General features: G+C 39.2%; 14 protein-coding genes. 2 read left to right on the forward strand and 12 right to left on the reverse strand.

Annotated features, from left to right (window positions below; translation table 11 throughout):
- Positions 1-23 precede the first annotated feature (23 nt).
- From PGH07_RS07550 to PGH07_RS07570, 5 genes are all read right to left on the reverse strand, one after another.
- Positions 24-1151, reverse strand: a complete 1128-nt coding sequence (locus PGH07_RS07550; protein WP_289413774.1) for a LysM peptidoglycan-binding domain-containing protein — start codon at positions 1149-1151, stop codon at positions 24-26.
- A gap of 14 nt (positions 1152-1165) precedes the next feature.
- The gene (gene thrC, locus PGH07_RS07555) at positions 1166-2632 is read right to left on the reverse strand and encodes a threonine synthase (RefSeq protein ID WP_289413775.1); all 1467 of its coding nucleotides are present in this window, start codon (positions 2630-2632) and stop codon (positions 1166-1168) included.
- A gap of 170 nt (positions 2633-2802) precedes the next feature.
- Complete coding sequence (gene argB / locus PGH07_RS07560) at positions 2803-3654, reverse strand: acetylglutamate kinase (RefSeq protein ID WP_289413776.1); 852 nt, start codon at positions 3652-3654, stop codon at positions 2803-2805.
- A 110-nt stretch (positions 3655-3764) separates the two neighbouring features.
- On the reverse strand, positions 3765-4679 hold the full coding sequence (locus PGH07_RS07565; RefSeq protein WP_289413777.1) for a tetraacyldisaccharide 4'-kinase: 915 nt from the start codon (positions 4677-4679) through the stop codon (positions 3765-3767).
- Entirely contained in the window at positions 4670-5500 is an 831-nt protein-coding gene (locus tag PGH07_RS07570; RefSeq protein ID WP_289413778.1) for a ferritin-like domain-containing protein, read from the reverse strand. Before PGH07_RS07570 ends, PGH07_RS07565 begins: the two co-directional genes overlap by 10 nt.
- Positions 5501-5515: 15 nt before the next feature.
- Here PGH07_RS07570 and PGH07_RS07575 point away from each other — a divergent pair, with 15 nt between their 5' ends.
- Positions 5516-6121, forward strand: a complete 606-nt coding sequence (locus PGH07_RS07575) for an MBL fold metallo-hydrolase (RefSeq protein WP_289413779.1) — start codon at positions 5516-5518, stop codon at positions 6119-6121.
- A 98-nt stretch (positions 6122-6219) separates the two neighbouring features.
- Here PGH07_RS07575 and PGH07_RS07580 read toward each other — a convergent pair whose 3' ends face one another.
- The 7 genes from PGH07_RS07580 to PGH07_RS07610 all read right to left on the reverse strand — a co-directional run bounded on the left by PGH07_RS07580 (position 6220) and on the right by PGH07_RS07610 (position 11747).
- Positions 6220-6603, reverse strand: coding sequence for a hotdog domain-containing protein (locus PGH07_RS07580; RefSeq protein WP_289413780.1), 384 nt, complete (start codon positions 6601-6603; stop codon positions 6220-6222).
- A 182-nt stretch (positions 6604-6785) separates the two neighbouring features.
- Complete coding sequence (locus PGH07_RS07585; protein ID WP_289413781.1) at positions 6786-7445, reverse strand: response regulator transcription factor; 660 nt, start codon at positions 7443-7445, stop codon at positions 6786-6788.
- A 190-nt stretch (positions 7446-7635) separates the two neighbouring features.
- Positions 7636-8541, reverse strand: coding sequence for a tRNA 5-methoxyuridine(34)/uridine 5-oxyacetic acid(34) synthase CmoB (gene cmoB, locus PGH07_RS07590; protein WP_289413782.1), 906 nt, complete (start codon positions 8539-8541; stop codon positions 7636-7638).
- A 117-nt stretch (positions 8542-8658) separates the two neighbouring features.
- Positions 8659-9195 (reverse strand): peptidylprolyl isomerase, encoded by a 537-nt coding sequence (locus PGH07_RS07595; protein WP_289413783.1) that lies wholly within the window; start codon positions 9193-9195, stop codon positions 8659-8661.
- 15 nt (positions 9196-9210) lie between these two features.
- Positions 9211-9501 (reverse strand): hypothetical protein, encoded by a 291-nt coding sequence (locus PGH07_RS07600; protein ID WP_289413784.1) that lies wholly within the window; start codon positions 9499-9501, stop codon positions 9211-9213.
- A 117-nt stretch (positions 9502-9618) separates the two neighbouring features.
- Complete coding sequence (gene rny, locus PGH07_RS07605; RefSeq protein WP_289413785.1) at positions 9619-11145, reverse strand: ribonuclease Y; 1527 nt, start codon at positions 11143-11145, stop codon at positions 9619-9621.
- 56 nt (positions 11146-11201) lie between these two features.
- Positions 11202-11747, reverse strand: coding sequence for a 5-formyltetrahydrofolate cyclo-ligase (locus tag PGH07_RS07610; RefSeq protein WP_289413786.1), 546 nt, complete (start codon positions 11745-11747; stop codon positions 11202-11204).
- 115 nt (positions 11748-11862) lie between these two features.
- Here PGH07_RS07610 and PGH07_RS07615 point away from each other — a divergent pair, with 115 nt between their 5' ends.
- Positions 11863-12528: a TlpA family protein disulfide reductase gene (locus tag PGH07_RS07615; protein WP_289413787.1), complete on the forward strand. Its 666-nt coding sequence runs from the start codon at positions 11863-11865 to the stop codon at positions 12526-12528.
- Positions 12529-12537 lie beyond the last annotated feature (9 nt).

The raw sequence follows: 12537 nt of genomic DNA on the forward strand, positions 1-12537 counted from the left end.
AGGCATAACTCCCTACCCTTGCTTTAATCCCAGTAGATCTGTACGCTTCTCCTACCCCAGCGTAACGCTCTTTTACGATCTACTCCCATATAGATATCGATACGTCTTTTATAGCGTTTATTCATCTTGTCACGTACACGGTAGATACCCGGAAGACCTGCGATCCGTACTTTTGTCCCATTACGCATTCCATAGAGAGAAAGCAGGTCTCTTGAGACTGCAATGATTTTCATTCCGGGAATCAGACGGTTGTTCCAAGCAGCCAGAAATGGTGTGGTATCTGTCTGTTTTGCATGTGAGGTATAAGCAGTTGCAGTAACTCTCAGACTACGGTTACCATATCTACTGTAGTTTTTCTGTTTTGCCAATTCTGCCAGTTTGTGCGGTAAAGGAAGGTCTAATACCTTTCCAATCCTAAGCAATGTATTCTTTTTTAATTTATTGAAGCTAATTAAGTCTTCAGGCTGAAGGTCAAACTTTTTCGCGATAGATATTAAGCTGTCACCTTGTTTTACTTTATATCTAGCGCTGGTAATAGCATCAACCATATCTTGCGAATATGGCAGGATCAACTTCTGTCCTATACGTAAGAGTGCACCTTTTTCGAGCTTGTTAAACTTTCTAAGCTCTGCAGTTTTCATCTTGAATTTTTTCGCGATACGGCTTAAGGCATCACCTGATGTAACCCGGTAGATTCCTATCTCTTTTTCTTTATTCTCTTGAAGTTCTTTTTCATATTTTTGCAGCTCACCAATATATTTTTCGAGATCTTCTTTAGACATAAGAGCTCTTTTTTCAGTGGGTTCTTTATCTTTCTCTACACTTACTTCACCGACTATATCGAGTGGTTGTTCAAATGTGCTACTTGCACTTCCTTTAAAACGTAAAGACTCTTTGGAAAGTTTATAGGGTGCTGCGGTTTCCTCTACAGAAATTACTCTGAGAACAGCTTTTTCTTCATTGACAGGAAGGGATTTTACATTGATGAGCTTTTTACGATCTTTCTCATATTCGATCTCTTTTGCATAAAGATACTTAGTACTGTAGGGATTACACTCTTGAAATCCCTCAGTCACTACCCTACACTCTATCACTCCTTCTGCCGAAGCTATGGTGCTCATGATAATTAGTGAGTGTAGTAACTTTGTCATCATTATCTACTGAACTATAAGAAGCTCAGCATCTCTCCCTTGATGTTTTCCTTATCTACTACTACAGTATGTTTAATAGGTTTATCAAAGAGTGCATTGATCATATCAGGAACATTCACATTGGCAGACTCACTTACTTCTTTGAGTGCTGCGATATCACCCTTCACCTCTTTTCCAAGTGCCTTAGATACAGCCGGAGAGAATTTTGTCCACTCTGCAGTTGAGTATACTACTGTTTTTAACGGCTTCTCTCTAAGTGTCTGGTAGGCTTTCATACATGTAGCCGTATGAGGGTCCATAATGTAACCTTTGTTTGCATAAACACCAATCACATTTTCACACTCTGCATCATCAGAGAATGAAGCAGAAAAATCTTCCTGTATTGCTGCAACCTCATCGTCTGTCAACTTATATTTACCATTGCTTGCTAATTCATCCATCAACTCTTTAGTACGTTCAGGACCGAATTTGTCATACATGATACGTTCTACGTTGGAGCTTTTCAAAATATCCATTGCAGGAGACTCTGTCTGAACCAATGTTCTTATAGTGAGATCATACTCACCTTTATTGATCCAATCAGTCAGAATATTATTTATATTGGAAGAGATCAAGATCTTTTCAATAGGGAGACCTGCCTTCTTCGCATAGTAAGCACCAAGGGCATTCCCGAAGTTACCGCTTGGAACCACAAGATAGATCTTCTCACCCATTGTAATCGCTTTTTTACGTACCAACTCAAGATACGAGTGAATATGGTAAATGATCTGGAAGATAATACGCCCAAAGTTCACTGAGTTTGCTGCAGAAAGTTTGATATTATGTGCTTTTAGCTCTGCTTTAAAGTCTTCAGAAGCAAGTAACTCTTTGAGTGTGTTCTGAGTATCATCAAAGTTTCCTTTAACTCCGATCACTTTGAGATTTTCACCATCTTCAGTGACCATTTGCAGTCTCTGTACATCTGAAGTACCGCCATCAGGATAAAGACAAGCAACTTTTACATTTTTTTGGTTTTTAAAAGTTTCCAAAGTTGCCGGTCCCGTATCACCGCTTGTAGCAGCCATGATCAGATAGTTTTCATTTTTTTCCTGTGCCAGCCTAGAAAGTACATATCCAAAAGGCTGAAGTGCCATATCTTTAAAAGCACGTGTAGGGCCATGATAAAGTTCAGAGACAAAACAGTCCTCTTCAACCTGTGTAAGCGGTACAGGATTTGAAGGGTCATCAAATGCATCATATCTTTTTAGTGCTTCTTTGAGCACCTCTCTATCTATATCAATACCGAATTTTTCTAAAAAATCGATCGCTAATGTTTTGTAGTGGCTCTCTAGATGAGATTCTAGATATGCCTGATCAAGACTTGGAAGTGACTTTGGTACATAAAGTCCTCCAAAACTTGCACTTGGACTTAATATTGCTTCAGAAAAAGAGACTGAAACAGGCTTTTGTCCATCATTACCACGTGTTTCGATAAATTGCATCAAATATTTCCTATATTTATGAGTTCCAGTATTATAGCTAATCTTTGCTAAGGAAGGTAGAACTGATAGTATTTCCCCTGCTTATTGCTATAGGTTCAGAGAAGTAATATCATCAGAGATATTACTTCTATTTTAAAAATTTATGATTTCTATTGTGAGATTTTAGTATATCACAATTCAATACAGGTACCGATTCCGGAACTTGTAAGTATCTCTAAAAGTAAAGAGTGTTCTACACGTCCATCAATAATATGTGCTTTTTTGACACCCCCGCGAAGTGCTTCGATACAAGCATCTACTTTCGGTACCATACCTCCTTGTATCGTACCGTCTTGCTTGAGGGCTTCTGTCTTGTCAATATCAAGGTTTGTGATAAGCTCCATATTCTTATCCAATACCCCCGGAGTATCCGTAAGGAAAAGTACTTTTCTTGCTTTGAGGGCTACAGCGATCTTACTTGCTGCCAAATCAGCATTGATATTAAACCCTGGGTGCCCGATAGTATCACTTCCTGCGATAGGGGCAATAACAGGAACGGCACCGTCTTCAATGATATTATTCACAATCTCAGGATTGATATGTTCAATTCTTCCCGTATAACCGAAATTCTCAAAATCTTTTGGAATACCTTTAAGGAACCCACCATCTTTCCCCGAGATACCGATCGCTTTGGTTCCGTGGTTGTCAAGCAGTGAAACGATCTCTTTGTTGACTTCACCGCTAAGCACCATCTCCACGATACGCATGACTTCTCTTGTCGTAACACGCTGTCCATCCACAAATGTCGTACCAATATTCAAATCAGCCAAAAGTCTATTAATACTCGGTCCACCACCGTGCACGATGATAGGCTTCATACCTACTAAATGCAACAGTACGATATCACGTGCAAATTGCTCTTTGAGCTCAGGGCTTGTCTGTGCTGCTCCACCATATTTTATTACGATCTTTTCATTAGCAAAACGTTTAATATAAGGCAGTGCTTCATGGAGTGTTTTTACTACTTGTAGATTGTCTCTCATTGACTAGAATCCTTTTGAACAAGTCTTCAAGAACATGCTTCAGCAGTAGGCTCTCGCATCTGTATCACTCTTGATGGAGCTCTATCGATCATTACTGCAGACACTGACTTTTATAGACTTGATTGAATATATGATTGAATTTTTTTAATTATATCATCTTCTATGTTTAGTTTGAGTTTTAGCTCGGAGATAGGCAGATCAAATCCTTCCATTTTAACCCTGTCTTTAGAAGTACATAAGATCGAATCAGCGCCACAATCATCCATTACTTTTCTGATCTCGCCTTCATCAAAATAATCGTGATCTTTCAGATAGACTTTTTGCACTACCTCTTTAGGTAGATACTTGTCAAGTCTTTGTGGATTTGCAATCGCAGTCACCAGCAGCATTTTTGACTGCGGTTCATCTATCTCTACAACTCTGGTAAAATCCCTGCCTTCTTTTACGACCATATCCGCATAGTATTTAGTAAACCAAAACTCTCTAAAAGGCCCTGCAGGGAACGGCAGAACGTTTTTTATCTTCTCCGGTTCCAGAATGATCTCGAACTTTTTGATCTCCACACGATTAAAACCATCATCAAGTATGATGAGCTTTGCGCCGTTCTCTTTAGCCATTCGAATTGCCTGATGCCGGTCTTCACTCACTATCACTGAAGCTTTGGGAAGCGATAGCGCCATAAGCATAGGTTCATCACCGCTCTGCTCTACACTTGCCAGTATCTTTCCTTTGCAGCTGACTTCAACCAACCCTTTGCTTTTCCTACCATACCCACGTGAAATGATCGTAACATCATCCAACCTTGAAGCCAATGATATGGTAAAGGGCGTTTTACCGCTTCCTCCAACGATCAAATTTCCAACACTCACAATAGATATGCCAAAATCTTTTGGAGAAGAGACAGCTCTCCTGAGCCACATAAAAGCACCGTATATGATTGAGAATGGAAGCATCAAGACGATGAAAGGCAGATGGTACCATTTGGGAGAAAAGAGCAGATACTCATATGCTTGGTCTAATCGCATGTTTTTGCACCCAGTTTTTTGATCTCATTACAGGTAAATCCTGCTTCTTTTCTAGCATTCACATTGATATGAGGACGGTGTTTGCTCAAGAGTTTATAACGCTCTAGGATCTCAAAATAGACAGATTCATCTAACCCCTGCTGTGCACAAAGATACTTAAACCACTTATCTCCTTTATGTACATGATCGATCTCTTCATCATAGATGATATTCAATGCATCGATAAGTTTTGCAACAAGCGGATTTTTACGTTTGTTCTCAAGCTTTTTGATGATCTGTGGATTCACATCAAGTCCGCTTGCCTCATAGTATCGAGGGACAACCGCCATGCGGTCAAGCAAATCATGTGCCGTGTGTACTGCAGCATCAAAAAGCCCGCAATGTACCGGAAAATCACCGTAACGATACCCCAAGATATCCAGCAGTTCGATCAACATCTTGTAATGACGTATTTCATCTTCTGCTACGATCAACCAGTCTACTTTATATTCCAGTGGCATTTGTGGAAAATGATAGACTGCATCCAGTGCCAGATCGATCGCTGAGTACTCAATATGCGTAATGGCATGGACCAATGTTGCCAAACCTTCAGGAGTATCAAACTCCTTTCGGGTAGGAAGATCCCGAGGATTTACGATCGTACACGTGGAGGCATACGAAGGTGTTTCAAACATCACCGGTTCAAAATCCTGCGGTATGCTAACCGAATTTTGGTTACAATACTCCAAACATTGCGCGACCAGATGCTCTTTGAGCACTATATCATCACTGCGTATTGCAGTTTCTAATAAGTTATAAAAGTTATTATCATGCGTATTCATTAGGAGAATTATAACATGCAAATCAAAATGCAACCTATGGGGCCCTACCAAACCAACTGTTATATTGTTACAGTAGAAGGAAAAGACTTTATCATCGATCCGGGTGTCGGTGCAACCAATTGGGTACTCAATAACATTACTCATCCCGTAGCGATCCTCAATACACACGGGCATTTCGACCATGTTTGGAGCAACGCAGAGGTCAAAAAAGTGCTTAACCTTCCTATATACTGTCCAAAGGGTGATGCCTTCATGCTTGCAAATGATCCCTTTTCCCAAGGTACGCCGCCAAGCCACCCTGATGTTCTCATTAATGGGGATGAAGAGTTTGAACTAGAAGGAATCAAGATCAGATTCCGTCATTTTCCCGGCCATACACCGGGCTGTTCGGTGATCGAGATAGGTGATGTATGGTTCAGCGGAGACTTTATTTTTGAACAATCCATCGGACGATGGGACTTTCCAAACTCAAGCGGTAAAGACATGATCAAAAGTCTGGAAAAAGCGATGCAGATCAAAGGAGACTACACGATCTATCCAGGTCACGGTATGAGTACCACACTCAAAGCCGAACAAAAAGTCATGCCATTTTGGATCAAACAGGTGAGGAGGACTTTATAAACGTGAAGAGTTTCACGTTTAGTCCGACGGAACCGAAGCGGTGGAGCATAGCGACCCGAGTAGGCTAGAGGACTTTACAAACGTGAACAGTTTCACGTTTAGTCTAACACATGCTTATCTAATACAAACGTCGTAAAACTCCCCTCAAACACAAGCTTTGCATTTACAAAAGCTTGTACATCCACCTCTTTCTTTTTCCCTTTTTCACTGACCACAGATGCTTTACACAACACAGCATCCCCTACCTTGACAGGAGCTGTAAACTTACAGCTTGATGCACCCAGCACCACATAAGGATCATTTACTGCACTCATTGCTGCATAGTCTGCTGCACCAAAAACAAACCCTCCATGCACCAACCTTTGTGCATCTGCACACATATGTACAGTAGTATGCAGTAATACCTCAGAGTAGTTATCTTCGAGTTTGACAACCTTGCCGCATAGTGATGTATCGATATTTAAGTGGGTATTTAACTGCATAAAGTACTTCCTCTTCGTTTTGGAAGATTATAGCGATATTTTTTGAAAGGAGTTCAGGCTAGTGAGTTTATTAAAGATTTGTGTTTAGAGTACATTAGATTTTTGCGATCTCTTGAAGGAGCTTACTAGATAGTAAGTGATTGAAAAGATCGCGAAAAGATGATGTGCTAAAAGCACAAAAATTAATAAGCGAATTTATAACCGCGGCGTCTTACCGTATGAATCACCTGGAAACCAAGGATCTGCTTGAGTCTTTTTCTGATCTGGTTGATCGCTACCTCAACGGTATTGTCACTCACATACTCAGGCTCTTCCCAGAGTGCATTGATGATCTCATCTTTAGAAAAAACTCTTTTTTCTCTCAGTGCAAGGTATGCAAGGATATCAAATGTCTTTCCGTTAAGCGATACATTTTTATCATCATACTGTATTCTTTTGTTAGCAATATCAATCACAAGTTTATCGACTTCAACCTGTGTACCAAAAAGATGTCTCATATTTGCAAGTACTCTTGCAGCGATCAAGTCAGGCTGATCACAATGCTGATAGACTACATCATCAACTCCAAGCTTGAAAAATTCTGCTTGGCTCTTCGGCTTATCCGTTAGTATGATGATCTTTGTCTCACTCTTTTTCTTCTTTACTTCATTTACATAACGTTCTAGTGAAAACTGTACCCCTTCATCTACGATGATCACCAGTTCATAATGTCTAAAGTCTGTGAAGTTTGTCGCATCGTACATATCTTTGGCATTATCTACAATACAAATAAAGTATTTATCTAACTCTTTTTCAAGTTCATTGACGAATTCATCGTCAAACCCTACGCTTAAAATTCTCATATTATTTACTGCTTTTATTGGTCTACAAAGAGTAAACCGAACCTTAAAGTTTGTTCGATTTCTCTGTTTAGTGGTAAATTTATAGCAAAAACAAGCTTATTTAAAAATAAAACTAAGGTTATCTTTAAGGTTATCCTAATGTTTTTTCAATCTAATCATACAAAATAAGCTTTTATTCTAGTATAAATATTTAGAGTGACTTTTTTGCTTTAATATAAACTCTTTTGGGTGCTGGATACCCCTCTACTGTTTTGTTTGGATCATTTGGATCAAGGAAATCCTCTAAACTCTGCGTATCTATCCAGTCGGTTTTTCGTTGTTCATTGAGATCAGTTACCTTTGTTTCAAGTACCTCTACACACTCAAAGCCAGCACGATGACACCAGTTTTTCAATGCCGGTATCGTTGGGACAAAATAGATATTTGGTATTTTTGAGTATTTTCCTGCCGGGGTCAGTGCCACCTCTTCTTCTCCGTCTATCATAAAGGTATCAAGGATCAACTCTCCACCCTTCTCCAGCCCCTTATAAAGTGACTTGAGCATTGCTACGGGATCTGAACGGTGATAAAGCACTCCCAGACAAAAGAGTACATCAAATTTATGTTCATAAAACTCTACATGCTCTACCCCCAACATCTCATAAACGATATCCGATTTAACAAAATGGTTAATAAACTGAAACTGTGAGTAGTAGATAGCCGAAGGATCAAATCCTATCAGTTTTTTGGGATTTTGACTTTGCATACGAAAAAGGTAGTAACCATTATTGCATCCGATGTCGCCGACGACTTTCCCTTCCAAATCAAAGTACGGCTCAAGAAGGTTATATTTGATCTGACTCTGCCATTCCGTATCGATAAAAAGCTCATTGATCCGGAAAGGTCCTTTCCTCCACGGCTTCATCAGTAGTGCGGTCTGCTTGATCTGATCAGCCTGCTCTTGTGTGAGATTCGGGATATCTATACTTACAACATCCCCAAGAGAGACTGTGATATCTTCAAACTCCGGCAGCGCCTTGATTGCATCCTGAAACGGTACGATATTTTTCCACGTCAACCATGTTTGACGTTCTTCTCTAAGTTGATTTAAGTCCATGAGTGCCTTAATAATAAAGATAAAAAATGATTTTAAAGATAATAACCAACCTAAGACCGGTTATTTGCAATCAGGAGAAGAATCTCCTCCTGATAGAAAGATTTTCGATTGTAAAATTTATTTGATATACGCTTTAATGATCTTTTGATCAAAGAACGGTCGACTCATCCTAGGGTCTACATCGACATTTTCAAGCTTACTTACCACATCTTGACCGGCAATCACCTCACCAAAAATAGTATGTCTTCCGTTCAACCATGGTGTCGGTACTGTAGTAATAAAAAACTGGCTTCCGTTTGTTTTAGGTCCACGATTTGCCATTGCAAGTAAAAACGGTCTGTCAAATACCACATTAGGGGCAAATTCATCCTCAAAATCTTTTTTCCAGATAGACTCACCGCCTCTACCCGTACCTGTCGGATCCCCGCCTTGTATCATGAAGTCTTTAATAATTCTATGAAAGATCAATCCATTGTAGTAGCCGTTCCTTACATGCGTCGTAAAATTTTCTACAGCTTTAGGCGCTATCTTAGGATAAAGTTTCAGTTCAATCTTTCCAAGATTGGTTTCAAGGACTACAACAGGAGCTTTCTCTTCTGCCTGTAACTGTAATCCACAAAATAATAGTGCAATCATCAATACTTTTTTTAACATTACTTTTCTTCCGCCTTATAGTTGAAATATATCATTTTCACATTTATCTATTTTGAGCTCTCTAAGTAGCTTCTCAAAATAAACACCACTGTCTCTTTGTACATCTTCTTTAAACTCTACATAGAGGGTCTTATTATTAAGATTGTCCCAGATAAGCGGTGTCATCTTCATCTCTTTATTGACTTTTACAATCGCTTCATTGACTTCATCAAGAAGACTCTGATCATTTCTGTCAAATGTAAGACACATCCCTGCATATTTCTCTTCCATTCTCACACTTGCCTTAATTTGGCTACATCTATCCATCTTAGAATTAACTCCTAATCATTTATATCGTTGATTATAACGTAGAATAAATAAATCTCTTTGCGTTTACACTCTAATTTCTGTAACCTTCATTAATTCATAAGAAGCCTCTTGCTTTTATTTAGCGTATGCTGTCGCTCTCGTCTCACGGATAACATTGACCTTGATCTCACCGGGGTACTGTACCTTTTCTTCGATCTCTTTGGCGATCTCCTTGCTTAAAAGCACAGATTCATTATCCGAGATCTTATCAGCATTGACAAATACACGTATCTCACGCCCTGCATTGATCGCATACGCACTTGTGACATACTCTTTGGCAGTCGCAATATCTTCGATCTCCTGTACCCTCTTGGTAAAGCTTTCAAGTACCTCTCGTCTGGCACCCGGTCTGGCTGCAGAAAGTTTATCTGCAGCACAAACCGCAGCAGACTCTACCGAATCAGGTTCTTCATAACCATGATGTGCATAGATCGCATTGATCACCGTTGGATGTTCATGATATTTGCGGCAAAGCTCTACCCCCAGTTCAACATGTGAACCTCCATGCTCCTGTGTCAATGCTTTACCGATGTCATGCAGCAAACCTGCACGCATAGCAAGTTTTTCATCTCCACCCATATTGGCAGCCATCACTTTGGCCAAATTTGCTACTTCCAATGTATGTGCCAGTGCATTTTGTCCATAACTTGCTCTATATTTCATACGACCAAGCAACCTTATAAGCTCTTCAGCCATAGGAAAAAGCCCGAGATCTATGACGATATTTTCACCCTCTTCATAAGTTTTCTGTTCAAACTCTTTTTGTACTTTTTCATGCACTTCTTCAATACGTCCGGGATGGATACGTCCATCTTCTACCAATATCTCTATCACACGTGTTGCTATCGCTCTTCTATATAAGTTGAACGAACTCACTACGATCACTCCCGGAGTCTCATCAATAATGATATCAACACCTAAAAGCATCTCCAGAGATTTAATATTTCGTCCCTCTTTCCCGATGATACGACCTTTATGTTCATCACTGGGAAGCGTAATAGTATTGATCAAGCGTTCACCGGCAAACTCACCTGCATAGCGCGTTGTAGCCTGAGCAAGGATATAATTGGCCTTCTTTTCACCTTCTTCCTTGGCTTCATGTTCGTACTTGCGTACTATGTCTGCTACCTCTGCGCGGCTTTGCTCTTCGACCTTCTCAAGGATAAAGGCTTTTGCTTCCTCTTTGGTAAGAGAAGCAATATGTTCCATTTTATCGATTGCTTCAGTGATCACAGCTTGCTTGTTCTGCTCTAGCTTTTCAAGGTTTCTCTCCTGTCTTTGCAGACTTTTTTTCTTTTCCTCAAAACGTTTTTTTTCAGACTCCATCACTTTTTGTTCAAGAATCACTGAGCGTTGACGTTCATCCAATTTTGATAAACGCTTTTGATACTCCCGTTCTTGCTCGATCTCATTTGCCTTGATTCTTACTTTACTGTTTTCAAGTATCTGTACAGCCTCATGTTCGATCGCCTTTGCTTTTGCTCTGCTCTCCAACTCCATATAAGAAAATTTACTTTGTGTACTGCTTTTTAACCAAAAGTAGCAACTTACTACGCCTAAAACAACTCCTGCTATGGAGGAGAGTCCAATTGTCTCTATCATCTATTCTCCTCACACCGTAAGAGGTAAATACTATCAGTCTACCTCTATATTTTATTCTATCCCGTGATAATCATGTCAGCGGTCACATCAAAATCGTCTGTAATAATCTCTTTGCTATAACATAATTCACGTGCTAAAAATACGGTTCTTTTAATATTTTTATTTTCTTTCTCAAAAAATCTATCATACATACCTTTACCGAATCCAACACGTCTTTGTGTCACATCCAATCCCACTATCGGTACGATCGCCATATCAATTGCTTTTTGTCTATACTGTTTTGAATCTTTGGGCTCTTTGATTCCAAATTTCTTTTTCTCTAGTGGTAATCTGTATTTTACCAACCTGAAACTTTTACCCTCCATAAACGGTACATAAAGCTTCCGACCCTCTTTACGTAACTGTTTTATAAGCGGATAGAGGTTCACCTCTGTTCCCAGTGGAAGATAAAGCATGATATTTTGAGCATCAAAAGCGACAATCTCACTGTAAAGTCTTTGCACAATGCTTTTATCCTTTGAATATGCACCTCTTTGAGATGCTTTTCGCAATTTCTCCAGACAAGATGCTCTAAACGCCCTTTTCTCAATGGTTTGCCTCATTTTTCAGTATACCTCTTTTTAATGCTCTTTGGTTATAATCTTTTTTTTAATTTATTATATCTAATGGGTATATCTAAAAACCCTGAATTGAATAATAACCCTGTAAAGGTATACTGTGAAAAGAACTAAGAATGCAATATTTATAGGTATACTCTTATGTATATCATTCTCATTCAACGGATGTGAAGAAAAAAAGACTAAAACAGATACGGAACTTCCTGTAGAAAACAGTACTGAAATCATAGGTGCTCCGGATACAAATATCACACAAAAAAAGATGTTCACATCAACATCAGTAAAAGGGAAACCAGCACATAAATCTACAACTTCAGGTAGTTTACTATTTCAAGATCGCAGCGGGAAAAAGTATACACTGACTATACAAGGGGGGAAACTCTTACCTGATACTCAAAGTAAACCTATACTGCTGATCAACTTTTTCGATATGAATGATCATGATTCTATGGCGCAGATTCCTTATCTTACAAAACTGCAGGATAAATATCATGACCGTCTCACGGTCTTGGGTATACCAACCAACCAATCAATAGATGAGGAAAACCTCAAAGCATTTATCAGTATGAATCAAATCGATTATTTCATCTCTTATGATAGCTCACATGATACATTGATTAACATCTTTTCAGAACTATTGGATAGTGATAACTTAACTACTCCGACAACACTGTTGTATCATAAAGGAGAAACCGATTCTATCTATGAAGGTGCTGTTCCCATAGAGATGATTACACATGATATACTAATGATAAACAAAGATTAAAGGATAGTT

The organism is Sulfurovum zhangzhouensis (assembly GCF_030347965.1).
Classification (GTDB): Bacteria; Campylobacterota; Campylobacteria; order Campylobacterales; family Sulfurovaceae; genus Sulfurovum; species Sulfurovum zhangzhouensis.

Coding starts and splice junctions, on each gene's coding strand:
- PGH07_RS07600 (WP_289413784.1), bottom strand. CDS start 9,501: ATGGATAGATGTAGCCAAATTAAGGCAAGTGTGAGAATGGAAGAGAAA.
- PGH07_RS07610 (WP_289413786.1), bottom strand. CDS start 11,747: ATGAGGCAAACCATTGAGAAAAGGGCGTTTAGAGCATCTTGTCTGGAG.
- PGH07_RS07570 (WP_289413778.1), bottom strand. CDS start 5,500: ATGAATACGCATGATAATAACTTTTATAACTTATTAGAAACTGCAATA.
- PGH07_RS07550 (WP_289413774.1), bottom strand. CDS start 1,151: ATGACAAAGTTACTACACTCACTAATTATCATGAGCACCATAGCTTCG.
- thrC (WP_289413775.1), bottom strand. CDS start 2,632: ATGCAATTTATCGAAACACGTGGTAATGATGGACAAAAGCCTGTTTCA.
- PGH07_RS07580 (WP_289413780.1), bottom strand. CDS start 6,603: ATGCAGTTAAATACCCACTTAAATATCGATACATCACTATGCGGCAAG.
- cmoB (WP_289413782.1), bottom strand. CDS start 8,541: ATGGACTTAAATCAACTTAGAGAAGAACGTCAAACATGGTTGACGTGG.
- PGH07_RS07565 (WP_289413777.1), bottom strand. CDS start 4,679: ATGCGATTAGACCAAGCATATGAGTATCTGCTCTTTTCTCCCAAATGG.
- PGH07_RS07585 (WP_289413781.1), bottom strand. CDS start 7,445: ATGAGAATTTTAAGCGTAGGGTTTGACGATGAATTCGTCAATGAACTT.
- argB (WP_289413776.1), bottom strand. CDS start 3,654: ATGAGAGACAATCTACAAGTAGTAAAAACACTCCATGAAGCACTGCCT.
- rny (WP_289413785.1), bottom strand. CDS start 11,145: ATGATAGAGACAATTGGACTCTCCTCCATAGCAGGAGTTGTTTTAGGC.
- PGH07_RS07575 (WP_289413779.1), top strand. CDS start 5,516: ATGCAAATCAAAATGCAACCTATGGGGCCCTACCAAACCAACTGTTAT.
- PGH07_RS07595 (WP_289413783.1), bottom strand. CDS start 9,195: ATGTTAAAAAAAGTATTGATGATTGCACTATTATTTTGTGGATTACAG.